The sequence below is a fragment of the Rhizobium sp. G187 genome (assembly GCF_051549525.1).
Classification (GTDB): domain Bacteria; phylum Pseudomonadota; class Alphaproteobacteria; order Rhizobiales; family Rhizobiaceae; genus Allorhizobium.
The window spans coordinates 493368-517221 of sequence record NZ_JBPUGM010000001.1 but is presented as its reverse complement, the minus strand read 5'-3'; the positions used below and the strand labels follow the sequence as shown (position 1 = coordinate 517221).

Below are 23854 nucleotides of genomic sequence, written 5' to 3'. Positions count from 1 at the left end.
CGACCACGGACAGAGATCACTCGACCGTGACCGACTTTGCCAGATTGCGCGGCTGGTCGACATCCGTGCCCATGAAAACAGCCGTGTGATAGGCGAGCAGTTGGATCGGGATCGAGTACACCATGGGCGAGATGATCTCAGCAACGGTCGGCAGGACGATCGTTGCCATCGTCGCGAGCTTTGAGGCAGCAGCCCCCTTCTCATCCGTGATGAAGATGATCCGGCCACCACGGGCCGCCACTTCTTGCATGTTCGACACGGTCTTTTCGAAGAAGCGATCGAAAGGCGCAATGACGATGACAGGCATGTTTTCATCGATCAGCGCGATCGGCCCGTGCTTCAGCTCACCAGCGGCATACCCCTCGGCATGGATATAGGAGATTTCCTTCAGCTTCAGCGCGCCCTCAAGCGCCAATGGATAGCTGGTACCGCGACCGAGATAGAGCACGTCCTTGAATTTTGAAAGATCGCGCGACAGTGCCTCGATCTGTGGCTGGATTGCGTTGAGCACCTGGCTCATGATCCGCGGCATTTCGATCAGGCTGTGAACAAGCTGCGTTTCCTCGAGTTCTGTCAGCGTGCCACGGGCACGACCGGCGGCCACGGCGAGCGACGCCAGAACCGCGAGCTGGCAGGTGAAGGCCTTGGTCGATGCAACACCGATTTCAGGCCCAGCCAGGATCGGGAAGACAGCATCCGCTTCGCGGGCAATCGTCGATTCCTTCACATTGACCACGGCGCCGATCTTCAGGCCATTTTCACGGCAATAGCGCAGTGAGGCAAGCGTATCAGCCGTTTCGCCCGACTGAGAAATGAACAGGGCTGCCTGATCCGGAGAAAGCGGCATTTCGCGGTAGCGGAATTCGGAGGCGACATCGATTTCAACCGGCAGACGGGCATAACGCTCGAACCAATACTTGCCGACCAGTCCGGCGAGATAGGCCGTACCACAGGCGGAAATGGCAAGACCGCGCAGAGTGGTGAAATCGATCCCGGTATTGACGGGCCGCACCTTCTGCTCGGCGAAGTCGACATAATGCGACAGAGCATGGGAGATCACCTCCGGCTGCTCATAAATCTCCTTCTCCATGAAGTGACGATGATTGCCCTTGTCGATCATGTAGGCGGAAGCAGAGGAAATCTGCACGGGACGTTCGACGCAATTGCCGTCGAGATCGAAGATTTGGGCCCCCTCTCTGCCGATGACGGCCCAGTCGCCGTCATGCAGATAGGCAATACGATTGGTGAAGGGCGACAGCGCGATGGCATCCGAACCGAGGAACATCTCGCCATCGCCAAAACCGATGGCGAGCGGGGGACCGGAGCGGGCGGCCATGATCGTCGACGGATCATCTTCGAAGATGACGGCAAGCGCATAGGCGCCGGTCACGTGGCGCAACATCTCATGCATTGCCTCCCGACGGCCAAGTCCCTCACGGCGATATTTGGCGAGAAGCTGAGCCACAACTTCCGTGTCGGTCTGGGTGACGAAGGTCGCCCCCTCTGCTGCAAGGATGTCCTTGATCTCGGAGAAGTTCTCGATGATCCCGTTATGGACGACGGCAACGCCATCGACGAAATGCGGATGGGCATTGGTCTCGTTCGGCACGCCATGGGTCGCCCAGCGGGTATGTGCGATGCCGATGAGGCCCGGCAGCGGATCACTGGCAAGCTTGGTCTCAAGGTTGAACAGCTTGCCCTCGGCGCGGCGCCGGTCCAGCCGGTTGTCATGGATCGTCGCAACACCGGCAGAATCATAGCCGCGATATTCGAGGCGTTTCAGCGCATCGACCAGACGTTCCGCGACCGGCTTGTTACCGACGATGCCGACAATACCGCACATGAGCTTCTCCGTATTCCGTAAGACTTCGCGCACTGTCCTACCGTCTCCGGCAGGATTGGCAATCGCGCGACCTGTCAAATTGCGTTTCGTCTCGTAATGCAACGCAGCATTACGCTCTGTGATAAAGGGATCAGGTCTTGGCTTTCTTCGCCGCCTTGATCGCCAGATTGCGTTCGCGGATGACGGCAGCACGGCCCGGCTTCATGTCCTGGCGGGCGCGCCCGAAGGCCAAAGCGTCGGCCGGGACATCCTGCGTGATTACGCTGCCGGACGCGACAAGCGCGCCGTCACCGATAGAAACCGGCGCAACGAGCGAGGAATTTGAGCCGATGAAGGCACCCGCTCCAATCCGCGTCTCGTGCTTGTTCACCCCGTCATAATTGCAGGTGATCGTGCCCGCGCCGATATTGGTGTCCGCACCGACGACGGCATCGCCGATATAGGTCAGGTGATTGACCTTGGCGCCCCTGCCAATCTCGGCCTTCTTAACCTCGCAGAAATTGCCGACCTTCGACCCTTCACCGAGATTGGCACCGGGCCGCAGCCGGGCAAAGGGACCAACGGTAGCACCGGCGGAGACATGGCAGCCTTCAAGGTGGGAGAACGCATGGATCACCGCCCCCCCTTCAATGCTGACGCCGGGCCCGAAGACCACGTTCGGCTCGATCAGCGCATCCTGGCCAATCACGGTGTCATGGCTGAGGAAAACGGTCTCCGGCGCAATCATCGAAACGCCGGACACCATCAACTCGTGCCGGCGGCGCTCCTGCCACAGGCGTTCGACTATTGCGAGCTCGGCGCGATTATTGCACCCCGTCAACTCGCTCTCGGGCGCATCTACTGCCACAGCCTTGCCGCCCAGCGAACGCGCGATCTCAACGACGTCGGTCAGGTAATACTCACCCTTGGCATTGCTGTTGCCGATCCGCTCCAGAAGATCGAGCGCCATGCGGCCATCGATGGCCATCAAACCGCTGTTGCACCAGGTAATCGCTCGCTCGGCCTCGGTCGCGTCCTTTTCCTCGCGGATAGCTACCAGTTCGCCGTTCTCCACCAGAAGACGGCCATATCCTGTCGGTCGCTCGGTATGGAAACCGATCACGGCCACATCCGCGCCGCTCGAAAGTGCGTCCCTCGCAGCTTTAAGCGGACCCGCCGTAATCAGCGGCACGTCGCCATAGGCAATCAGAATTTCGTCATATCCGCGCGCGATGGCATCCCGGGCCATCAGCACGGCATGTCCTGTCCCCAGCCGTTCGGTCTGCAAGAAACTCTCGACCTCGACGGCACCGATCTTCGCGGCAGCTGCAACACGCTCGGCGTCGCGCCCTAGCACAAGCGCCACATCCGATATTCCTGACCCGGCGATGGATGCAACCACATGTGCAATCATCGGCCATCCACCGACCGGGTGCAGGACCTTTGACATCGAAGATTTCATTCGGGTGCTGTCGCCAGCGGCGAGGACGACGGCGAGACATTTGCGTGTCATGCGAGGCTCCAGGCAGGGGTAAAAGTGCGCGTTCAGTACCCTTCAGGGATGCCGGCCGCAAGCGGTATCACCAGAATCACTTCGCAGCGGGCTGACGCAGGATGCCTGCAAGCGCTGTCGACCGGCCGCCTTCGACAACGGCATGGGTGGCAGCCCTTGCTGCCTCGGCATCCCCCGCCTCCAGCGCCTCGACAATCGCCAGATGGGCGGCAACGATATTGTGCCGACAATCAGACAGGACTGGCGCGAGAGAAATCATTAATGCTCCTTCAAGGGCTGCCTTGATGAAGCCGATCATGCTGTCGAGGAAAATATTGCCACCCAGCAGGGTCAGGAGAATGTGGAAGCGGAGATCCGCCTCGACCTGTTCATCGAACGAAACGGGAGCATCGAGAAGAAGAGCGTATTGACGCAGTGCCGCACAGTCTTCCGCCGTCGCATGTTTGACAGCTGCAGCGGCCGCAGCCGGCTCAAGCAGAAGCCTCACATCATAGAGATGGTTGATGAATTCCGCAGTGACCCCCGCTTCAAAATGCCACCGCAATACATCCTCGTCGAGCAGATCCCAATGGCACTTGTCGGTCACACGGGTCCCGACCCGCGACTTTGCGATGATCAAGCCTTTTGCAGACAGTGTCTTCATCGCCTCGCGCAGCACAGAGCGAGACACGTCGAAGCGTCTTTCCAATAGCGGATCACGCGGCAGCGTCTCACCGACCGGAAACTCGCCGCTCACGATGGCAAGACCAATTTCCTCGACGACCTTGGCGTGACTGCCCTTGAGCTTCGTGCCCAGCTTCAACCCGCTCACATCCTGCCTGCGCATGCCAAAGCCTCCTGTAGAAGAGGCTAGTTACATGAGGTGCCAGGAACGGTGAAGCCCGTAGTTGAGCACATTCACAATTAGACAAAGAAAAGAGGGCGCCAGTGGCGCCCTCCAGATGCAAAGATACGATCAAGACTTACTGTGGCAGCTTGTCGTCGACACCTTCGATGTAGAAGTTCATGCCAAGGATCGTGCCGTCGTCGGCCGACTCACCAGCCTTCAACCAAACGCTGCCGTCCTGCTTGTTGACTGGACCGGTGAACGGCTTCAGCTCGCCAGACTTGATCTTGGCTTCCGTTTCCATCGCCATAGCCTTCACGTCGTCGGGCATGTTCGTGTAGGGAGCCATGGTCAGAATGCCATCCTTGAGACCATCAAAGGTCTGCTGCGACGTCCATGTGCCATCAAGGACAGCCTGGGTGCGCTTGATGTAATAGGCAGCCCAAGTATCGACGATGGCGCTCAACTGCGCCTTTGGACCTGCGGAGATCATGTCGGAAGCCTGACCGAAGGCCTTGATCCCGCGCTCTTCAGCAACCTGCATCGGCGCCGTCGTGTCGGTGTGCTGGGTCAAAACGTCAACGCCCTGGTCGATCAGTGCCTTGGCGGCGTCTGCTTCCTTGCCGGGATCGAACCACGTATTGACCCAGATGACTTTCAGCTTGAAGTCCGGATTGACGCTGCGCGCGCCATGCAGGAATGCGTTGATGCCGCCGACGACTTCCGGAATCGGGAAGGAGGCAATGTAGCCTGCAACACCCTTCTGGGACATTTTACCGGCGATCTGGCCGTTGATGTAACGGCCTTCGTAGAATCGCGAATTGTAGGTCGCGACATTGGCAGACGACTTGTAGCCGGTCGCATGCTCAAATTTCACATCCGGAAACTTCTCGGCAACCTTCAAAGTTGCGTCCATGAAGCCGAACGATGTCGTGTAGACCATGGCGCAACCCGACCGCGCCATGCGCTCGATCGCACGCTCGGCGTCTGGACCTTCCGGCACGTTTTCCAAGAATGGCGTTTCGATCTTGTCGCCGAAATGTGCCTGAAGCGCCTGGCGACCGATGTCATGCGCCTGGGTCCAGCCGCCATCAGTCTTCGAGCCAACATACACGAAGCAGATCTTGGTCTTGTCCTGGGCGGCGGCCGGTGCCGCGACGGCAACGATCGCAGCCGCCGATGCGGCGAGCGCGAGAAGGAAAGTCTTCATGGTTTACCCCTGTCTGGTTAGGTTGGAATTCTTGTTCTTAGCGATCCGGCACGAACGGCTTGCCGAGCGAGGCCGGCGTATTGATCAGTGTCGTGCGGCGATTATGCGAGATGATCACCAGGACGACAATGGTCGCCGCATAGGGCAGAGCGGACAGAAATTGTGAAGGCAAGCCCAGCCCGAGCGCCTGGGCATGCAACTGACCGATCGTCACAGCCCCGAACAGATAGCCGCCGGCCAGAACTCGCCAAGGACGCCATGCGGCAAACACGACGAGGGCGAGCGCGATCCAGCCCCGACCCGCCGCCATGTTCTCTACCCATTGGGGCGTATAGACCAGCGACAACTGGGCACCTGCGAGGCCAGCGCAGGCCCCACCGAACAGAACCGCGAGATAACGCGTGCGGATCACCGGCAGCCCGAGCGTATGCGCCGAGCCATGGCTGTCTCCGATCGCACGCAGCTTCAGGCCTGTCCGGCTTTTGAACAGAAACCAATTCACGCCGACGACCAACACGATCGACAGATAGAAAAACAGATCCTGGCGGAAGAAGATTGGGCCGACAAAGGGAATGTCAGCCAAAAGCGGCACCGCGATCGGCTGCATCTTGATCCCCGGCACACCAACGACGCCCTCGCCGATCATGCCTGACAGCCCAAGTCCAAGGATGGTCAGCGCAAGGCCGGTCGCTACCTGGTTGGCAACAAGCGTCAGTGTCAGGAATCCGAAGAGCAATGAGAAGGCTGCACCAGTCACGATGCCGGCCAGAAGCCCCATATAGGGAGATCCGGTTGCCTGCGTTGCGATGAACGCACAGACGGCGCCAATGATCATCATGCCCTCGACGCCGAGATTCAATACGCCCGAGCGTTCCGTCACCAGTTCACCCATGGCCGCAATCACCAGTGGAGTGGACGCCGTGATGATGGTCAGAAGAATGGCTTCAATGATCATGATACGGCCTTGCCGGATGCGCTGCGAGCCCGATCGAAGACGAGGCGGACCCGGTAGAGGATGAGGGTATCGCAGGAAAGAACAAAGAACAGGAGCAAGCCCTGAAACACGCGAGTGACCTTGTCGGACACCCCAATCGACAGCTGCGCCGCCTCCCCGCCGAGATAGGTGAGCGCCAGCACGAAACCAGCCGCGATAATGCCAAGCGGATTAAGCCGACCGAGGAAGGCAACGATGATCGCAGTGAACCCGTAACCAGGCGATATAGACGGCTGCAGATGGCCGATTGATCCCGAGACTTCCGATATGCCGGCAAGCCCAGCTAAGGCACCCGAAAACATAAGTGAGAACCAGACCATCTTGCGAGCCGAAAAGCCGGCAAAGCGCCCTGCCCGCTCAGACTGCCCGAGCACGACAACCTGGAAGCCCTTCAGTGTGAAACGCATCATGAACCAGACAGCCAAGGCCGCAACCAGAGCGAAGATAAGCCCCATATGGGCGCGTCCGGAAGACAGGATCTCGGGGAGAACGGCTTCCGTCACGAAAGACCTCGACTGGGGGAAGTTGTAACCGGCCGGATCCTTCCAGACGCCGCGTGTCAGCCAATCCAGGAACAGCTGGGCGATATAGACCAGCATCAGGCTGGTCAGGATCTCGTTCGTGTTGAAACGAGTCTTGAGGAATGCTGGAATGGCCCCATAGACCGCGCCGCCGATTGCTCCCATGATCATCATCAGTGGAAGAAGCAGGGGGGAATGCCACTCGTAGAAGGTAATCGGCAGGATGGACCCGATAATCGCGCCAACTGTGAACTGCCCCTCGGCGCCGATATTCCAGTTGTTTGACCGGTAGCAGACGGAAAGGCCGACCGCGATCAAGATCAGCGGTGCAGCCTTGATCGCCAGTTCATGCAGCGACCAGACCTCAAGCAGGGGTTCAATGAAGAAGCTGTAGAGCGCTGACAAGGGATCCTTGCCGAGCAGCATGAACATGATCCCGCCGAACACGAGGGTAAGCCCGAGCGCCAGCAGCGGCGACACGATTGCAAAGACAGGCGACTGGCGCGACCGACGTTCCAGTTCAATGCGCATGATCGCTCTCCAGTCCGTGAAGTCCGCCCATCAGGACACCAATTCGTTCGCGCGTCATGTCGCTGGCTGGATAGGCAGCAGACAGGCGCCCTTCAGAAATGGCGGCTATGGTGGATGCGACTTCGAAGATCTCATCGAGATCCTGACTGATCACCACCACGGCCGAGCCGCTCCTTGCCAGATCGACGAGCGCCTGGCGGATACGGCTAGCCGCCCCCGCATCCACACCCCAGGTCGGCTGGTTGACGATCAGCACAGAAGGCTGACGGTCGAGCTCGCGACCGACGATGAACTTTTGCAGGTTGCCGCCGGATAGCGAACCCGCGGCCGGATCGTCGCCACTCTTGCGCACATCCATCATCTCGCAGATCCGTCTCGTTGCCTGCTGCACGAGCCCATGGCGAATAAGACCAAGCCCGCCACCGGCCAGATAGGCAACACGGTCCGAGGCGTTGCGCGACAAGACGAGGTTTTCCGATAGGCTGAGCGCTGGCACAGCCGCGTGACCATGGCGTTCTTCTGGAACGAAACCGGCCCCCATCAGGCGCCGCTCATTTATGCCAAGGCGTCCAACCGCCCGCCCCCGCAACTGAATGGCATCGTTTTCCGGCACCGGATACTCACCAGACAGCGCATCGAAGAGTTCGCTCTGCCCATTGCCCGCGACCCCCGCAATCGCCAGGATTTCGCCGGCGCGCACGCGCAAATTGATCGACTTCAGCGGCATGGCAAAAGGGGAGCGCGGATTGACGGAAAGTGCCTTCACTTCCAGCTGGATTGGACCCGCTCCGACAGATGCAGGTCGCTCGACGCCAGCCACATCGGCACCCACCATCATGCGAGCAAGCGACGCCGGCGTCTCCGTGCGCGGGTTGCAACTACCCGTCACCTTGCCGTGGCGCAGGACAGTCGCGCGATCACAGATCCGCTGAACTTCCTCCAGACGATGGCTAATATAGAGGACTGACCGGCCCTCAGACTTCAGCTTCAACAACGTCTCGAACAGCTTGTCAGCCTCTTGCGGCGTCAGCACAGACGTTGGTTCGTCGAGAATGATCAGCTTTGGATTCTGCAGGAGCGCCCGAACGATCTCGATCCGCTGGCGCTCGCCGACGGACAAGTCCGCAACATGCGCGTAAGGGTCGAGCGGAAGCCCATAGGCTTTCGATAGATCTGCCGCCTTGCGAGCAAGGTCCGCCATTGAAATTTCTTCATCAAGCGAAAGCGCAATATTCTCGGCGACTGTTAGTGCCTCGAAGAGGGAAAAGTGCTGGAAGACCATACCAATACCAAGCCGCCTTGCCGCAGCAGGATTGGCGATCAGGGTCTCGTGCCCCTCCCACGAAACGCTCCCGTCGGAAGGCGCAAGAATGCCGAACAGCATCTTTACCAGCGTCGACTTTCCAGCGCCATTCTCACCAAGTAGAGCGTGAATTTCACCATGACCAATGTCGAGATCAATTCCATCGCACGCCTTGAAACTGCCGAACAGCTTCGTCAGGCCACGGACGGCCAAGAGCGGCTTCTCACCCCCGGATTGCGATTGCGACACGTATCCCCCTCACACACACACTGGTCTCGGCCGGATCTTTCGTCCAGTCCTCGCTCAATTCATAACCAGTTTGCGGCGGCGCACAACATATGGGCAGAAGGATTTTTTGGTTTTCCCCGAAGCTCGGAGACAAACGTCAGGCGGTTTTCCCGAGCCAGGGGAGAATCTGCAGAATGCCGCCGATCACATAGAGGTAGATACCGCTGACAACCATGCCGATCTCAACCCACATCGGCGTCTCGAAATGCAGGAGCAGCGCATAGCCGCCGAACCCACACCATGCAAAGAACACCGCCATATTCAGCGGTCGCAGGCGCTTCACGCGGACGGGATGCAGGAAATGGATCGGCAGGAATGTGAGAAAAACTGAAAGCAGCACCGCAATCAACGCGGCCGTAGCGCTGGCATCGACGACGAACAGTGTGAAGATCAGCATGTTCCAGACAACTGGGAAACCGGAGAAGAAATACTCATCCGTCTTCATTCCCATATCAGCGTAGTAGATCGCGCTCGAAACGACAATCAATCCCGCAGCGACGAAGGACCATGGCTCACCGATCATGCCGCTCTGATAGAGCGCAAAGGCTGGCAAAAGCACGTAAGTCACGTAGTCGATGATATTGTCGAGCGTATCACCCGACCAGTTGGGCAGAACTTCCTTGACCCGGACCTTGCGCGCGATCGGGCCGTCTATGCCATCGACCAGGAGAGCCAGCCCGAGCCACCAGAACATGTCGACAAAACGATGTTCGGCCGCGGCAACAACGCCGAGAAATGCCAGAAAGGAACCGGAAGCTGTCAGAATGTGCACCGAGAACGCGCGGATCTCCGCATAGGGCACCCGCTTGTAGTTGAAGATCTTCATCCTTGCTCCAGTTCGGCAGGCCGGGAAAGCGAACGGTATCGGATGAAATGTCGGCATTTGCAACAACATGACGCGCAATTCACCGTTCAGGCGTGACTGACGACACGTCCACTGCGCCAATTCGGCCCATGGATTTCACCGAGAGGGAGAGCTAGATAGACAGGATCGAACAAGAGGACAATCCGAGATGCAGGAAAGCTTTGACATCGCCGTTATCGGATCGGGACCAGCGGGGCAGATCGCCGCCATTGCTATGGCCCGTGGTGGACGACGAGTCGCTCTCATCGGACCGGAAGCGGATCTTTCGGACCGCAGAACGACCGCCCTGATGGACCAGTCACTTGCAATGATGGCGCGTCTCGGTCTTTGGGAGGTGATCAAGCCGCATGCCGCCGCGCTTTCGATCATGCAGATCCTCGATGGCACGAACAGGTTGCTGCGCGCGCCGACGGTGGCATTTCGAAGCGCCGAGATCGGTCTTGATGCTTTTGGCTACAACATTCCAAACACTGCACTGCTTAGTGCCTTGGCAAGCGCCGTTTCGGCAGAACCGCTGATCGAGCGCTTCGCGGTAGCTGCCGATACCATTTCGATGACGCAGGATCAGGTCGAAATCTCCCTTGCAGATGGCCGCCCCATCTCTGCAGCCTTTGCCATCGCCGCAGACGGCAAGCGATCGATGACAAGAGAGGCAGCAGGTGTTGGGGTCAAGACATGGTCGTATCCGCAGACCGCCCTTGTCCTCAATTTCAGCCACACGCTCCCGCACCAGAATATATCAACGGAATTCCATACCGAGTCGGGCCCCTTTACCCAGGTGCCACTGCCTGGCCTGCGTTCAAGCTTGGTCTGGGTCGTGACACCCGCTGAGGCGGAGCGATTGCTGACGCTTGATGCCGCCGGGCTTTCCCTTGCCGTCGAAAACCGGATGCAATCGATGCTGGGTAAGGTCACTGTCGAGAACGGGGCACAAGCGTGGCCACTGTCTGGCATGACCGCACATCGCTACGGCAAAGGGCGGGTCGCTTTTGTTGGTGAAGCGGGTCACGCGTTTCCGCCAATTGGAGCGCAAGGACTCAATCTCAGTCTGCGCGACATTGCGGCCCTTGAAGAAATCGTGCTCGATCGCACCTCGCGCGCAATCCCGGCTGATGCCGGTGATCGGTTCGACCAAAAGCGGCGGATCGACATTACGAGCCGCACCGTCAGCGTCGACCTGCTTAACCGCTCATTGCTGTCCAGTCTTCTGCCTGTCCAGATGCTGCGCGCGGCTGGCCTTCAGGCGCTGTCAAGCGTCTCGCCCTTGCGTCATCTCGTCATGCAGGAGGGTGTAGCGCCAGGTCGCAGCCTGCGCAATTTGCCAACGATGCTACGGGAAAAGATCCGGCGGTAACAAGCCGTTGGTGATTGCAAAAAGCAGAGCGGATACGGAAAATACGGAGATCACCGTTGTGATCAGGATTGTGGCCGACGCCCTCTCCTGCCAGACGCCATATTGCTGACCAAGAACAAAGACGTTTGTAGCAGTCGGAAGTGCCGCGAGTAAAACGGCAGCCTGGATCCACACAGGCTTAAAGCTCCCTGCTAGGCTGAGAGTGATCCACATCAGCATGGGATGGACGACGAGCTTGATCGGGACAAGATAGCCGATCTCAACCGGTATCCGTTTAAGCGGCCTTAAAGCCAGCGTTACCCCCATGGCAAAAAGCGCGCATGGTGCGGCGGCCTGCGCGAGATAGTCGACAAGTCGCAGTGCGGCCACCGGAACTTCGAGCCTGAGCGCCGCAACGAGAAAGCCAAGCGCGGTTGCCGCAATAAAGGGGTGGGTCGCCACCTTTTTCACCACTTCAAGAACAAGCTGGTGAGCAGGCCGTCTCTCATCACCAGCGATTGCCATCATCGCAGGTGCCACCATGAAATGCAGCGCATTCTCGAAACACACGATGAGCGCCACGGGCACGGCAGCCTGGTCCCCGAAGGCAAGAAGCCCAAGCCCCGGCCCCATATAGCCAATATTGCCATAGGCACCCCCGAATCCCTGAATCACGCATTCATCGAAGCGGTTGCGCCGAATGTAGCGGCCGATCAGGAAGGCGAGCGCAAAGACCAGATAGGTTCCGAAAAGATCGGCAGCAATGAAGTCAACCTGCGCAAGGTCCTCGATCGGCGTGCGAGAGACGAGCTTGAAGAAGAGTGCCGGCAAGGCGACGTAGATGATGAAGACATTGAGCCAGCCAAGCGTTTCGGCCGGCTGATGCTTGAGTTTGGCAACGACAAAGCCGATCAGGATCAGCCCGAAGAATGGCAGAACCAGTGCCAGAATATCTGCCATGCGAAACCCCGCCAGTTACCCCGGACGCGCATGTCGGGAATGCCCCTCGCTTAGCCGATTTGCGACAGGATTGGAAAGGTCTGCTGAAACCAGATCGCCATGTCTGAGACATAACCGAAAATGAAGGCGAGACCAGTCAACACCAGGAGACCGCCCATTGCCTTTTCGACATGGCCGAGATGCCGGCGGAAGCGTCCGAGGAACCGCATGAAAGACCCGGAAAAGCCGGCTGCAATCCAGAAGGGAACTGCAAGGCCGAGCGAATAGATCGCAAGCAGCAGAGCCCCGTCCCCAACCGTTTCCTTCGAAGCGGCGACCCCCAGAATAGCGCCGAGGACCGGTCCAATGCAGGGCGTCCAGCCAAACGCGAAGGCAAGGCCCATGACATAGGCACCCGACAGCGTTGCAGGCTTTCCGCCGCCAGCAAACCGATATTCGGATGACAGAACACCAAGCCTGAAGACACCGAGGAAATTGAGGCCCATGACGATGATGATCAGGCCGCCGATCTTGGCAAGCACATCCATATGCTGCCGCAACAGGCTGCCCATTGTTGATGCGCCGGCCCCGAGGGTGACGAAGACCGTTGCGAAACCAAGAGTGAAGACGACGGACGTGAGAAGTACCGCACGTCGGGCGGCGGCGTTCTGAGCCTGCTCTCCACTGCGAAATTCATCAACCGAAATTCCCGCCATGTAGCACAGATAGGGTGGCACCAAAGGAAGGACGCAGGGCGACAAGAACGATAGCGCGCCTGCCAGCAATGCACTCCAAAACGAGATATCGGCAATCGACAAACTGTTGCTCCCTACACGGATCGGTGCCCTTCCTAATGCCGCGACAGCACGCTTGCCAATCACCTTTGTGTAGTCTGCGACAATTGCGTTGGAATTTGCCGGGAGAAATGTAATTTTCCGGTTGACCGGCCAGAGGTGTCTGCCTATGTTCCGCGCACTTCGTGAGGCGGCCTTGAAGCCACTCGGGAGAGCGTAGCTCAGCCGGTAGAGCAACTGACTTTTAATCAGTAGGTCCAGGGTTCGAATCCCTGCGCTCTCACCATTTTCATCAAAATTATCAGTGTATTACCGCCAATAATTCATGTTGTGCATGAAGTTGCTGCCATCGCTCATTCGTGATCGCGTACATCACTGCGGAGATTGCCAATGCTGCAACTGCGAAGTATGACCCCGAAATGAGCAAATCCATCTTCAAGCCTGTTGCCTGGCTGGCACTCGGGCTCTGCCTGGCGGCAACCGTCGTACCGATCCGCCTCAGACCGCACATGGCTATGCCCGCGGATGCGGATCGGATCCTCGCCTTCATCGGTCTAGGCTTGCTGTTCGGGCTCGCCTATCCGCGTCGTTGGTTGATGGTGGCAGCCTTCTTGGTCCTGGCTGCCTTCATGATCGAATCGACACAATATCTGTCTCCGTCACGGCACCCCCGCCTCGACGACGCGGCGATCAAGGCTGCCGGAGCGGTACTTGGCATCGCAACTGCCGCTGCCCTTCACTGGCTTGCACGCCGCATCCGGGCAAATTGACGGCAACGCTTGGCCGATCAGATAATCGCATACTGCCGATGCGAAACCTTACCGATCTTTCACTAGGGATTTCCTGCGTACGTACTAGAAGAACGATAACCAACCTTAGGGGATCGCAAGCTGGTTTTGACCCTGATCAAGCAGGGTCTCATCGGAATGCGCGATGGTTTGATGATCGACGACGTGATGGGAATTCAGGTGACGACGCAAAACGACAAGACGCCCGCGGGCGAAATCTCAGGCAAAGACGAGTTGCGCAGCCTTCTGTCTTCGGCCGGCCGACCACGCCCCCGCTGGATGTTGCGGATCATTTCCGCAGCGGTCATCCTCGTCGCAGGCTACTTTGGCTACGCCTATGTGAGCAAAGATCAGAGCTATAGTTACACGACCACACCCCTTGGACGCGGCGATGTCACGGTCATCGTGACCGCAACCGGTTCCGTCGAGCCGACCGTTCAGGTGGACATATCGAGCGAACAATCCGGCACTATCCGCGAGGTCCTCGTCGATCACAACAGCCAGGTGAAGACCGGCGACGTTCTCGCGCGGCTCGACACCGACAAACTGACCGCCGAACTGAAAGCTCAGGAAGCAGCACTCGCGGCCGCACGTGCGAGCGTGGCAAAGGCACATGCTGACGAATTGTCTGCCAAGGCGAGCCTCGAAAGGCTGAAAGCCCTTGTCGTCAGCCGCGTCTCGAGCCAGCAGGATCTCGATTCGGCCGACTTCACCTATCAGGCGGCCGAGGCCGCACGCCAGAGCGCAGAAGCGAACGTTCTGGCAGCCGAGGCTTCCCTCGAACAGGCGCAACTCGCCCTGTCCAAGGCCACAATCGTATCACCGATCGATGGAATCGTCCTCTCGCGCGACGTCGACAGCGGCGCGACAGTGGCCGCCTCACTGGAAGCACCGACCCTTTTCACCATCGCTGGCGATCTTCGGCAAATGGAATTGCAAGTTTCGATCGATGAAGCAGATGTCGGCCAGGTAGCGGTCGGGCAAAAGGCGACGTTCACAGTTGACGCCTTCCCAGACCAGCGTTTTCCCGCCGAAATCACCTCGGTTCGGTATGCAGCGGAAACAGTTAATGACGTGGTGACCTACAAGGGCATCCTCTCGGTGCGCAACGATGACCTGTTGTTGCGCCAGGGCATGACGGCGACCGCCGACATTGTTGTCAAATCTGTCACTGACGCTCTGGTCATTCCCAACGCTGCCTTACGTTATTCCCCGCCTCAGACCACGGCAAACGAAAGCGATTCATCCGGAGGTGGCGTCTTCAGCATGTTCCGTCCACCCCGCCAGTCTGCGATCAGCGCGCCTGAGCCGACGGGGACGGAAAGGACCATTTGGCTGTTGCGTGATGGCGTTCCCGTCTCGGTCAACGTGGAAATCGGCGCCACCGATGGCCAGAAGACCGTCATCGTCAAAGGCGACATCAAGGAAGGCGATGCAGTGATCACCGACTCCGTCTTGCGGGCGGGCTGAGGCGATCATCATGGCCCCCGCCCCCCTGATCGAATTCAAACGCATTGCACGCATTTACGGCGAGGGCGAAGCCACAATTCGCGCCCTCGATTCGATCGATCTCATCATCGAAGAAAAGGAATTTGTCGCAATCATGGGACCGTCCGGATCGGGAAAGTCCACGGCGATGAATATCATTGGTTGCCTTGATGTTCCCTCATCCGGCCAGTACTTCTTCCAGGGCATCGACACGACGGGGTTCGACCGGAGCCAGTACACGCTGCTGCGCCGCCACATGCTGGGCTTCGTCTTCCAGGGCTTCAACCTCCTGGCGCGGACATCGGCGGTGGAGAATGTCGAGTTGCCGCTCATCTATCGCGGCGTGGATCCGCGAGAGCGCCGCCGCAAGGCCATGCATGCGTTGAGCCAGGTCGGGCTTTCAGGTCGAGAAGGGCACACAACGCAGGAACTGTCGGGAGGGCAGCAGCAACGCGTGGCGATTGCACGCGCCATAGTCACCAATCCAGCCGTTCTGCTGGCCGATGAGCCGACCGGCAATCTGGACACGAAAACCAGCCGCGAAATCATGGATCTCATTAGCCAGCTGAACCATGAAAACGGAATCACGGTGATCATGGTAACGCATGAAGACGACATCGCGGCCTATGCCAAGCGCAACCTCCGCTTTGTCGATGGTCACATCCAGTCCGACAGCCTGCTTGCCCCGGAGCGCGCTGATGTTCTTTGAAACGATCAAGCTCGCGCTGCGCGCCATCCGACGTAATCTGCTGCGCTCCTTCCTGACGGTACTGGGCGTCGTGATCGGGGTTGCGGCGGTGATCGCCATGGTCACCATCGGCAACGGCACGACGGCGCAGGTCAGCGCCGAGATCTCGAAACTGGGCACGAACCTGCTCTTCGTCCGGCCCGGGCAGTTCGGACCCGGGCGCGCATCGACAGATGCGAAGAAGTTCACACTGCGCGATATCGAGGCGATACGCGAGCAGGTCGGCGGATTGAGGGCTGTAGCCGGGGTAAACCAATCGACACAGACTGTGGTCTTTGGTGGGCAGAGCCGATCCGTCACCATTATTGGATCCGGTGGGGACTACTTGGTCGCCCAGGACTGGGAACTGGCATCCGGTCGCAGCTTCATGACCTCCGAAGAGCGTGGCGGACAATCGGTCTGCCTCATCGGCGAAACCGTACGGTCCCGCCTCTTCGGCTCCACCCCGGCGCTAAACCAGAGCGTAAGGGTTGGCAGCGTGCCCTGCGAGGTGATCGGTGTTTTGGCGAAGAAGGGTCAAAGCGGCATGGGCAACGATCAGGATGATGTCGTGATGATGCCGCTCAAGGTGTTCCAGCGGCGGATCGGCGGATCGAATGATGTATCCAGCATCATGGTGTCGGCGGAGAACGGCATATCGACCTCCAAGGTCCAGGCAGACATGGAGCGGCTTTTGCGCGAGCGACGCAAGATCGTTGCCGGGCGCGAGGATGATTTCTCCGTCAATGACATGACCCAAATGGCCGCGACCCTGACCGGCACCACGACACTGATGACAGGCCTGCTGGGTGCGGTCGCAGCCGTCTCCCTGCTCGTCGGCGGCATCGGCATCATGAACATCATGTTGGTCTCCGTCACAGAACGCACCCGCGAGATTGGTATTCGCCTTGCGATCGGGGCGGTAGAAGGCCAGGTATTGATGCAGTTTCTTGTCGAAGCCGTCACCCTCTCGGTGTTTGGAGGCTTGGTCGGCATCGCACTCGGCCTGGCGATCGCCTATGGTTCCGTGACGCTGATGTCCGTGCCCTTCGTCGTCAGCCCGTCTATCGTGCTCCTCGCCTTCGTTTTCTCGGCCGCGATCGGCATGGTCTTCGGCTATTTCCCAGCCAGACGGGCAGCGCGGATGAACCCGATCGACGCCTTGCGGCACGAGTAGTTGGTCCTCCGGCAAATGAAAACGCCCGGCACCAGGCCGGGCGTATCAATATTAGCCTCGCTTAGCGTTTAGCCGACGAACGCGCGTTCGATAACGAACTCGGCTGGCTTGTTGTTCGCACCTTCGGTAAGACCCGCCTTTTCCAGCAGGGCCTTTGTATCCTTCAGCATCGCGGTCGAGCCGCAGATCATGCCGCGATCGACGGCAGGATCGAGCGGGGGAACACCAAGATCGGTAAACATCTTACCATTCTCGATCAGGTCGGTGATCCGGCCCTTGAAGGGGTAGTCTTCGCGCGTCACCGTCGCATAGTGCTTCAGCTTGTCGCCGACCAGTTCCGCCAGGAATTCGTGGTTCTTGATTTCGTCGATCAGATCGAAACCGTATTTCAACTCCGCGACGTCGCGGCAGGTATGCGTGAGGATGACTTCCTCGAACTTCTCATAGGTTTCCGGATCGCGTATCAGGCTCGCAAAAGGCGCGATGCCGGTACCGGTCGAGAACATGTAGAGGCGCTTGCCGGGGGTAAGCGCATCCAGCACCAGTGTCCCCGTCGGCTTCTTGCGCATGAGCACCTTGTCACCCGGCTGGATACGCTGGAGATGCTGGGTCAGCGGACCATCCGGCACCTTGATCGAGAAGAACTCAAGCTCTTCATCCCAGGCAGGACTTGCGATCGAATAGGCGCGGTAGATCGGCTTGCCATCAACCATCAGGCCGATCATGGCGAATTCGCCCGAGCGGAAGCGAAAACCGGCCGGGCGGGTCATCCGGAAACGGAACAAGTGGTCTGTATAGTGCGTCACGCTCAGAACCGTCTCGGCGAATACGCCGTCCGGTACGATCAGTTCCGCATTGTCGGTCTTTACGGGAGCATTCATAGGCTGTTGGTCCTATCGTTCGGTCGATTGGGAGGAGCCTATAAACCAGACCTTCCCATTCCACAATTCAGCCGGCATGCGCATTTCGCAGCCGAGATATCCGTTAAAGCGAAGGCGGCAACCTTGACCGAAGTCAATTTGCCGCCCTTTGATAGCGATATTTCTATATCTCAGGCGCCAGTGGTGCCGAGGCGACGCCAGCTGAAACCGGCGACAGCGTCGGAAGACCGGGCTGTCGGCTGATAGCGCTGGGCAACGCCCGTGAGACAGTTTTCGGCAAGCCGGCGCTGGGCGACCGGATTTGTGACGGCAAAGCTGTCGAAGCCGGTGCGCAGCATCAGTGGCACCTGGTCGATCAGGACATCGCCGACGGCGCGGAGCTCGCCGTTGTAACCAAGGCGTTCGCGCAGCAGCGTGGCGTGACTGAAGCCACGACCGTCGTTGAAGGCCGGGAAGGCAACGGCGATCAGCGCGATGCGATCAAGATGCGGCTCGAGCTTCTTTACGTCATCGGCCGGGGCGATGAAAACGCCAAGGCCGATGTCATTGCTCTCGGCCACGGCGTCGAGAAAAGCGTCCAGCGGCAGCAGGGCTTTTTCGCCCTCGCCTGCCTTGCGGTCTTCGGTTTCGGTTACCCAGATATCGCCCTCGACGAAACCGGTTTCTTTCCAGATCTTGGTCATTTGTCTTCCCGTCTCACGCGGCTTCAGCAGAGGCGTTGCCGTAGAGCGCGTCCTTGAACGGCTTCGGACCGACGCGGCGGTAGGCTTCAAGGAAGGTTTCCTTCGGATCGAGGCGCAGGCCGATATAGGTATCGACGATCGTCTCGACCGCATCGGTGACCTTTTCGGGCTCAAAGCCGCGACCGATGATCTCGCCGATCGAAGAATTCTCGTCACCAGAACCACCCAGCGTGATCTGGTAAAGCTCAGCACCCTTCTTCTCCACACCAAGAAGACCAATATGCCCGACATGGTGATGTCCGCAGGCATTGATGCAGCCGGAGATCTTGATCTTCAGCTCACCGATTTCCTGCTGGCGTGCCTGCGAGCCGAAACGCAGCGACAGCTCCTGGGCAACCGGGATCGAGCGGGCATTGGCAAGCGCACAATAGTCGAGCCCGGGACAGGCAATCATATCCGTGATCAGGTTCGAATTCGCGGTGCCAAGACCGGCCTTTTCGAGCGCCTGATAGAGCGGATAGAGATCTCCCTTGGCAACATGCGGCAGGATAAGGTTCTGTTCATGGCTGACGCGGATCTCGTCGAAAGCGTAGCGCTCGGCAAGGTCGGCGACGAGGTCCATCTGCGCATCGGACGCATCGCCCGGCGTGCCGCCGATCGGCTTCAACGAGATCGTCACCATTCCATAGTCAGGATGGACATGTGCCTGCACGTTCTGTGCGACCCAAGACGCGAAGGCCGCATCGGCCTTCTGCGCACGGGCAAGAGCTTCCCACCCGTCGGCGCGGGCGGTGAGTGCTGGTGGGGCAAAATAGGTTTCGATCGCACGGATATCCGCATCCGGCAGCTTCAGTTCGCCGTCGCGGATCTGGTCGAACTCAGCCTCGACTTGACGCGTCAGTTCCTCAACGCCGGTTTCATGCACTAGAATCTTGATGCGTGCCTTGTACTTGTTGTCGCGGCGGCCGTGCAGATTGTACACGCGCACGATCGCGGTGACGTAGGTCAAAAGATCGGCCTCCGGCAGGAAGTCTCGGATCTTCTTCGCGATCAGCGGTGTGCGGCCCTGACCGCCGCCGACATAGACGGCAAATCCGAGTTCACCCGCTTCGTTCTTCTTGAGGTGCAGACCAATGTCGTGAACTTGGATCGCGGCACGGTCCTTTTCGGCACCGGTGACCGCAATCTTGAACTTGCGCGGCAAAAAGGAAAACTCAGGATGCAGCGAGGACCACTGACGGAGTATTTCGGCATAGGGGCGCGGATCGGCGGCCTCATCGGCTGCTGCACCAGCAAAATGGTCTGCCGTCACGTTGCGGATGCAATTGCCCGAGGTCTGGATGGCGTGCATCTCGACGCTGGCGAGATCGGCAAGGATGTCGGGCGTGTCTGAAAGTTTCGGCCAGTTGTATTGGATGTTCTGGCGTGTGGTGAAGTGGCCATAGCCGCGGTCATACTTGCGGGCGATATGGGCCAGCATGCGCATCTGCTTGGAATTCAGCGTCCCATAAGGAATAGCAACGCGCAGCATGTAGGCGTGGAGCTGGAGATAGACGCCGTTCATCAGGCGTAGTGGCTTGAACGCGTCTTCCGCAAGCTCCCCCGACAGGCGGCGGGCCACCTGGTCGCGGAACTGCTCTACGCGCGCCGACACAAAAGCGTGGTCGAATTCGTCATAACGATACATGTGTTACCTCAGGCCTCAAGCCGCAATGAATGCCGGGTCGGCATAACCGTGACCCTCTGCATATGCAATGGTGGGGCCTTCAGCCCGGATACGTTCCCGCAGACGCAGTGGACGCAACTTGCCGTCCTTTTCCTCGATTTCAATGACATTTACGTCCACAACGAGGTTACTGGCAAAGGCCTGCTTGCCGGCGGTCTCGAGGGCCTCGACCGCCTCGGCATGGCGGGCAACGAAGGCTTCCTGCAGACGCTCGGTCCACTGGCCATTGGCGTCCAGCCAGACGGCGATGCCGTCGGTCAGGCGGTTTGCTGTGAGAACCTTGTCTACCATCCTCAAATCCTTGCAAGTTGCGGTTCGGCCGGAGCGAGCGCGCCAAGCGGCTCGGAACGGCTGAAATCGGCGCCGGCGACAGCGTCGCCGATGATGACCATGACCGGACCAGACAGCTCGGTACGAGCCTCCAAACCCGGCAATTCCTTTAGCGTACCGTGCAGCAGGCGGCTATCGCGACGCCCGGCATTTTCGACAACGGCAACCGTCGTATCCTCGGCGAGACCGCTTGTCATCAGACGCTCGGCAACGGAGGCTGCGACCGTGCGGCCCATGTAGACGGCGACGGTTGCGCCCGACAGCGCAAGCCGCGCCCAATCCGGCAAAACATTACCCTGCAAATCATGGCCGGTCGTGAAGACAAGCGACGAGGACACGCCGCGCAGCGTCAGCGGCAGTTCGAAATCGGCGGCGGCTGCGAGTGCCGAAGTAACGCCGGGCACGATCTCGTAGGCAATACCTGCATCCCGCAGGGCAGCCATTTCCTCGCCCGCCCGGCCGAAGACCAATGGATCGCCAGACTTCAGCCGGACGACACGCTTGCCAGCATGGCCAAGCTCGACGAGGAGCGCGTTGATCTCACTCTGGGACTTGGAATGGCAGCCCTTGCGCTTGCCGACCGGAATCCGCTCGGCGTCACGGCGCCCCATATCGACAACCTCGCGCGGCACCAGCGCATCATAGACGATCACGTCGCATTCCATCATCAGGCGATGTGCGCGCAGCGTCAGCAGGTCCTCGGCACCCGGACCGGCACCGACGAGGAAGACGCGGCCCTCAACGCGGTCAGCGGCAACGCCCTTCAGGAGACGGGTCGCTTCGCGGCGGGCAAGACTGATCTCGTCACCCTCGACATGGTCAGCCACCCTGCCCTTGAAGAAATTGCGCCAGAACAGCCGGCGCGGTGCACCGCGCGGCACGAGGCGATCAACGGCACGACGATAGGAATTGGCAAGGCGGCCGAGTTTACCGAGCGAGCGCGGCAGGAGGCGGTCGATATCGGCACGGATCATCTGGGCAAGCACCGGGCCGACGCCTTCCGTGCCGATGGCAACAGCGATCGGGGCGCGGTTGACGAGGGCGGGCGTGTAGAAATCGCAATAGTCGGGCTGGTCGACCGCATTGGCGGGGATGCGGGCGGCGCGGGCGGCAGCCACGATCTCGCGATCGAGAGCACCCTCACCCGTTGCGGCAAACACAAGGCGCGCGCCATCCACCTGGGAAGGTTCGAAGGACAAAGCCACCTGCTCAATGCCGCTCTGGGCAAGGAAGGCAGCGTAATCCTCTTGCGGGTCATCGGCGTAGGCAATGATGCGGGCTTCGGTGTTCTTCAACAGACGCGCCTTCGCATAGGCCTCATCGCCGTTTCCGAAAACGGCGGCGACCTCGTTCTCGACCTTGAAGAAGGCCGGAAAGACCGAAAGCTGTTTGTCCTGCTGTATCATGAATCATCCGATGTCAGAGGGTCACACTATCGCTTTTGCGCCGGCAAATTTGAAGAAACATAAATCCCCTCGCCCTTGGCCCTGCGTATTTCTTTCCTAGTCATATCGCTGTTGCGAGCAAAAGTGACCGGAGCATAATTCTCTATAAGTTCAGTGAAGATCTGGCGCACCGAACCGCAAAAAGTTGGAGACAGGCAATCATTTTGCTTTCTGCGGCTGTCGCCCAAGCGCTAGGATCGCACGGCAAAACGATGCGGAGCGACCCACTTGACCACGGCCGAACTTACTCGTCGACTGCTTGATGTAATCGAGCACGACATTCTTCCATTGACTGCCGAAGGCGTAGCCGCAGGCAACAAGATCTTCGGTGCAGCTATTCTGCGCAAGTCAGATCTCTCTCTGGTGCTGGCGGAAACCAACAACGAGTTGGAAAATCCGCTCTGGCATGGCGAAGTCCACACGCTGAAACGTTTTTATGAACTGGGCGAGCGGCCAAACACGAAGGATCTGCTCTTCCTCTCAACCCACGAACCTTGCACCATGTGCATGTCGGCGATCACCTGGGCTGGCTTTGACAATTTCTACTACTTCTTCAGCCATGAGGATAGCCGCGACGCCTTTTCCATTCCGCATGACCTGAAGATCCTGAAAGAGGTTTTCGGACTGGAGCCAGGCGGCTACCGCAAACACAATGCCTTCTGGCACAGCCACGCGATGATCGAAATGGTCGCATCCGCAGACGACGAGGAGAGACTTGCCTTGTTCGAACAGGTCAGCCGGATCAAGGGTACTTATGACGGGCTTTCACAGGCCTATCAGTCGTCAAAGACCAGCAACGACATTCCGCTCAACTGAGCACGCAGACAGGACATCATGGAAGCTTCCACCGACATTCACCGCCTGCTTGAAATCATGGCAGCGCTGCGCGATCCCGAAACTGGGTGTCCGTGGGATATCGTCCAGACATTCGAGACGATCAAGCCCTATACGATCGAAGAAGCCTATGAAGTCGCTGATGCAATTGAACGGAAGGATCCGGACGACTTGTGCGAAGAACTGGGAGACCTCCTGCTGCAGGTCGTCTTCCATGCCCGCATTGCCGAAGAAGCGGGCCAATTCGACTTCGGCGCAGTGGTCGAAGCCATCACGCGAAAAATGATAAGGCGGCATCCGCATGTGTTTGCGCGCTCCGATGCCGACACGCCCGAAGCGGTGAAGGCACAGTGGGACAAGATCAAGCAGCAGGAGAAGGCGGAGCGGGCGGCAAGGCGCGCGGCGCGCGGTATAACCTCCGATCCACAGGCTGGCCATCTCGGCTCCGTGCAACGCTCATTTCCGGCGCTGACCGAAGCTCTCAAATTGCAGGAGCAGGCCGCCAAGGTCGGCTTCGACTGGTCGGAAGCGGCCCCAATCCTCGACAAGATCGAGGAAGAGATCGGCGAATTGCGAGAGGCGCTGGCCGAGAACCGGCCCGACAAGGTCAAGGACGAACTCGGTGACTTGATCTTCGCGCTGGTCAATATTGGCCGGCACGTGGGCGCGGAGCCAGAACAGTCGTTGCGAGGAACGAATACAAAATTCCGAAATCGTTTCAGGTACATCGAAACAGAAATTCAAGCGAACGATGAGAATTTGGAGAATGCCACGCTGGATCGAATGGAAGAGCTCTGGCAGGCGGCAAAGACCCTTGAGCGACAGATCGGCTGAAC

At 59.1% G+C, this 23854-nt stretch carries 22 protein-coding genes and 1 tRNA gene; 8 read left to right on the top strand and 15 right to left on the bottom strand.

What is annotated here, in order from left to right:
- Positions 1–16: 16 nt before the first annotated feature.
- The 8 genes from glmS to pcsA all read right to left on the bottom strand — a co-directional run bounded on the left by glmS (position 17) and on the right by pcsA (position 9834).
- Positions 17–1843 carry a glutamine--fructose-6-phosphate transaminase (isomerizing) gene (gene glmS / locus ACSV9I_RS02390; RefSeq protein WP_438326943.1) on the bottom strand — a complete coding sequence of 609 codons (1827 nt, stop codon included), beginning with the start codon at positions 1841–1843 and terminating at the stop codon, positions 17–19.
- A gap of 130 nt (positions 1844–1973) precedes the next feature.
- Positions 1974–3335: a bifunctional UDP-N-acetylglucosamine diphosphorylase/glucosamine-1-phosphate N-acetyltransferase GlmU gene (gene glmU, locus ACSV9I_RS02385; protein WP_438326941.1), complete on the bottom strand. Its 1362-nt coding sequence runs from the start codon at positions 3333–3335 to the stop codon at positions 1974–1976.
- 76 nt (positions 3336–3411) lie between these two features.
- Positions 3412–4161: a FadR/GntR family transcriptional regulator gene (locus ACSV9I_RS02380; protein ID WP_438326939.1), complete on the bottom strand. Its 750-nt coding sequence runs from the start codon at positions 4159–4161 to the stop codon at positions 3412–3414.
- 136 nt (positions 4162–4297) lie between these two features.
- Positions 4298–5371 carry a BMP family ABC transporter substrate-binding protein gene (locus ACSV9I_RS02375; protein WP_054158611.1) on the bottom strand — a complete coding sequence of 358 codons (1074 nt, stop codon included), beginning with the start codon at positions 5369–5371 and terminating at the stop codon, positions 4298–4300.
- Between the two features lie 37 nt (positions 5372–5408).
- Positions 5409–6329 carry an ABC transporter permease gene (locus ACSV9I_RS02370; RefSeq protein ID WP_438327670.1) on the bottom strand — a complete coding sequence of 307 codons (921 nt, stop codon included), beginning with the start codon at positions 6327–6329 and terminating at the stop codon, positions 5409–5411.
- Complete coding sequence (locus tag ACSV9I_RS02365) at positions 6323–7417, bottom strand: ABC transporter permease (RefSeq protein ID WP_438326936.1); 1095 nt, start codon at positions 7415–7417, stop codon at positions 6323–6325. Before ACSV9I_RS02365 ends, ACSV9I_RS02370 begins: the two co-directional genes overlap by 7 nt.
- On the bottom strand, positions 7407–8969 hold the full coding sequence (locus tag ACSV9I_RS02360; RefSeq protein WP_438326934.1) for an ABC transporter ATP-binding protein: 1563 nt from the start codon (positions 8967–8969) through the stop codon (positions 7407–7409). The genes ACSV9I_RS02365 and ACSV9I_RS02360 overlap by 11 nt, the downstream gene beginning before the upstream one ends.
- Before the next feature lie 136 nt (positions 8970–9105).
- Positions 9106–9834 (bottom strand): phosphatidylcholine synthase, encoded by a 729-nt coding sequence (pcsA, locus tag ACSV9I_RS02355; protein ID WP_438326932.1) that lies wholly within the window; start codon positions 9832–9834, stop codon positions 9106–9108.
- Between the two features lie 187 nt (positions 9835–10021).
- Between pcsA and ACSV9I_RS02350 the strand changes: the two genes are divergently transcribed.
- A complete protein-coding gene (locus ACSV9I_RS02350; RefSeq protein ID WP_438326931.1) occupies positions 10022–11227 on the top strand; it encodes a UbiH/UbiF family hydroxylase in 1206 nt (401 codons plus the stop codon).
- On the opposite strand, the gene ACSV9I_RS02345 is transcribed toward ACSV9I_RS02350, so the two are convergent.
- Together ACSV9I_RS02345 and ACSV9I_RS02340 are read right to left on the bottom strand one after the other, a co-directional pair.
- Positions 11204–12166, bottom strand: coding sequence for an AEC family transporter (locus ACSV9I_RS02345; protein WP_438326929.1), 963 nt, complete (start codon positions 12164–12166; stop codon positions 11204–11206). The two genes, ACSV9I_RS02350 and ACSV9I_RS02345, sit on opposite strands and share 24 nt — an antisense overlap.
- Positions 12167–12216: 50 nt before the next feature.
- Positions 12217–12963 (bottom strand): cytochrome c biogenesis CcdA family protein, encoded by a 747-nt coding sequence (locus ACSV9I_RS02340; RefSeq protein WP_438326927.1) that lies wholly within the window; start codon positions 12961–12963, stop codon positions 12217–12219.
- A 186-nt stretch (positions 12964–13149) separates the two neighbouring features.
- Here ACSV9I_RS02340 and ACSV9I_RS02335 point away from each other — a divergent pair.
- From ACSV9I_RS02335 to ACSV9I_RS02315, 5 genes are all read left to right on the top strand, one after another.
- A tRNA-Lys gene (locus tag ACSV9I_RS02335) sits at positions 13150–13225 on the top strand.
- Between the two features lie 133 nt (positions 13226–13358).
- Positions 13359–13709: a VanZ family protein gene (locus ACSV9I_RS02330; RefSeq protein WP_438326925.1), complete on the top strand. Its 351-nt coding sequence runs from the start codon at positions 13359–13361 to the stop codon at positions 13707–13709.
- A 156-nt stretch (positions 13710–13865) separates the two neighbouring features.
- Complete coding sequence (locus tag ACSV9I_RS02325) at positions 13866–15197, top strand: efflux RND transporter periplasmic adaptor subunit (protein WP_438326923.1); 1332 nt, start codon at positions 13866–13868, stop codon at positions 15195–15197.
- Between the two features lie 10 nt (positions 15198–15207).
- Complete coding sequence (locus ACSV9I_RS02320) at positions 15208–15924, top strand: ABC transporter ATP-binding protein (RefSeq protein WP_438326921.1); 717 nt, start codon at positions 15208–15210, stop codon at positions 15922–15924.
- Positions 15914–17119, top strand: coding sequence for an ABC transporter permease (locus ACSV9I_RS02315; protein ID WP_438326920.1), 1206 nt, complete (start codon positions 15914–15916; stop codon positions 17117–17119). Before ACSV9I_RS02320 ends, ACSV9I_RS02315 begins: the two co-directional genes overlap by 11 nt.
- Positions 17120–17187: 68 nt before the next feature.
- On the opposite strand, the gene ACSV9I_RS02310 is transcribed toward ACSV9I_RS02315, so the two are convergent.
- The 5 genes from ACSV9I_RS02310 to cysG form a co-directional block, all read right to left on the bottom strand.
- Positions 17188–18000, bottom strand: coding sequence for a ferredoxin--NADP reductase (locus ACSV9I_RS02310; RefSeq protein WP_438326918.1), 813 nt, complete (start codon positions 17998–18000; stop codon positions 17188–17190).
- A gap of 170 nt (positions 18001–18170) precedes the next feature.
- Positions 18171–18683, bottom strand: coding sequence for a DUF934 domain-containing protein (locus tag ACSV9I_RS02305; RefSeq protein WP_438326916.1), 513 nt, complete (start codon positions 18681–18683; stop codon positions 18171–18173).
- A 13-nt stretch (positions 18684–18696) separates the two neighbouring features.
- Positions 18697–20370 carry a nitrite/sulfite reductase gene (locus ACSV9I_RS02300; protein WP_438326915.1) on the bottom strand — a complete coding sequence of 558 codons (1674 nt, stop codon included), beginning with the start codon at positions 20368–20370 and terminating at the stop codon, positions 18697–18699.
- A gap of 15 nt (positions 20371–20385) precedes the next feature.
- Positions 20386–20700 (bottom strand): DUF2849 domain-containing protein, encoded by a 315-nt coding sequence (locus ACSV9I_RS02295; RefSeq protein ID WP_054158624.1) that lies wholly within the window; start codon positions 20698–20700, stop codon positions 20386–20388.
- 2 nt (positions 20701–20702) lie between these two features.
- Complete coding sequence (gene cysG / locus ACSV9I_RS02290) at positions 20703–22145, bottom strand: siroheme synthase CysG (RefSeq protein WP_438326913.1); 1443 nt, start codon at positions 22143–22145, stop codon at positions 20703–20705.
- A 267-nt stretch (positions 22146–22412) separates the two neighbouring features.
- Between cysG and ACSV9I_RS02285 the strand changes: the two genes are divergently transcribed.
- Together ACSV9I_RS02285 and mazG are read left to right on the top strand one after the other, a co-directional pair.
- Entirely contained in the window at positions 22413–23000 is a 588-nt protein-coding gene (locus ACSV9I_RS02285; protein WP_438326911.1) for a deaminase, read from the top strand.
- Positions 23001–23018: 18 nt separating this feature from the next.
- The gene (gene mazG / locus ACSV9I_RS02280; RefSeq protein WP_438326910.1) at positions 23019–23852 is read left to right on the top strand and encodes a nucleoside triphosphate pyrophosphohydrolase; all 834 of its coding nucleotides are present in this window, start codon (positions 23019–23021) and stop codon (positions 23850–23852) included.
- Positions 23853–23854: the final 2 nt, after the last annotated feature.

Bases quoted from the DNA above. Each gene is read 5' to 3' on its own strand.
- ACSV9I_RS02350 (WP_438326931.1), top strand. From the start codon at position 10,022: ATGCAGGAAAGCTTTGACATCGCCGTTATCGGATCGGGACCAGCGGGG.
- ACSV9I_RS02330 (WP_438326925.1), top strand. From the start codon at position 13,359: ATGAGCAAATCCATCTTCAAGCCTGTTGCCTGGCTGGCACTCGGGCTC.
- ACSV9I_RS02305 (WP_438326916.1), bottom strand. From the start codon at position 18,683: ATGACCAAGATCTGGAAAGAAACCGGTTTCGTCGAGGGCGATATCTGG.
- ACSV9I_RS02295 (WP_054158624.1), bottom strand. From the start codon at position 20,700: ATGGTAGACAAGGTTCTCACAGCAAACCGCCTGACCGACGGCATCGCC.
- mazG (WP_438326910.1), top strand. From the start codon at position 23,019: ATGGAAGCTTCCACCGACATTCACCGCCTGCTTGAAATCATGGCAGCG.
- ACSV9I_RS02300 (WP_438326915.1), bottom strand. From the start codon at position 20,370: ATGTATCGTTATGACGAATTCGACCACGCTTTTGTGTCGGCGCGCGTA.
- ACSV9I_RS02345 (WP_438326929.1), bottom strand. From the start codon at position 12,166: ATGGCAGATATTCTGGCACTGGTTCTGCCATTCTTCGGGCTGATCCTG.
- ACSV9I_RS02365 (WP_438326936.1), bottom strand. From the start codon at position 7,417: ATGCGCATTGAACTGGAACGTCGGTCGCGCCAGTCGCCTGTCTTTGCA.
- ACSV9I_RS02320 (WP_438326921.1), top strand. From the start codon at position 15,208: ATGGCCCCCGCCCCCCTGATCGAATTCAAACGCATTGCACGCATTTAC.
- pcsA (WP_438326932.1), bottom strand. From the start codon at position 9,834: ATGAAGATCTTCAACTACAAGCGGGTGCCCTATGCGGAGATCCGCGCG.
- ACSV9I_RS02315 (WP_438326920.1), top strand. From the start codon at position 15,914: ATGTTCTTTGAAACGATCAAGCTCGCGCTGCGCGCCATCCGACGTAAT.
- ACSV9I_RS02380 (WP_438326939.1), bottom strand. From the start codon at position 4,161: ATGCGCAGGCAGGATGTGAGCGGGTTGAAGCTGGGCACGAAGCTCAAG.
- cysG (WP_438326913.1), bottom strand. From the start codon at position 22,145: ATGATACAGCAGGACAAACAGCTTTCGGTCTTTCCGGCCTTCTTCAAG.
- glmU (WP_438326941.1), bottom strand. From the start codon at position 3,335: ATGACACGCAAATGTCTCGCCGTCGTCCTCGCCGCTGGCGACAGCACC.
- ACSV9I_RS02310 (WP_438326918.1), bottom strand. From the start codon at position 18,000: ATGAATGCTCCCGTAAAGACCGACAATGCGGAACTGATCGTACCGGAC.
- ACSV9I_RS02325 (WP_438326923.1), top strand. From the start codon at position 13,866: ATGCGCGATGGTTTGATGATCGACGACGTGATGGGAATTCAGGTGACG.
- glmS (WP_438326943.1), bottom strand. From the start codon at position 1,843: ATGTGCGGTATTGTCGGCATCGTCGGTAACAAGCCGGTCGCGGAACGT.
- ACSV9I_RS02375 (WP_054158611.1), bottom strand. From the start codon at position 5,371: ATGAAGACTTTCCTTCTCGCGCTCGCCGCATCGGCGGCTGCGATCGTT.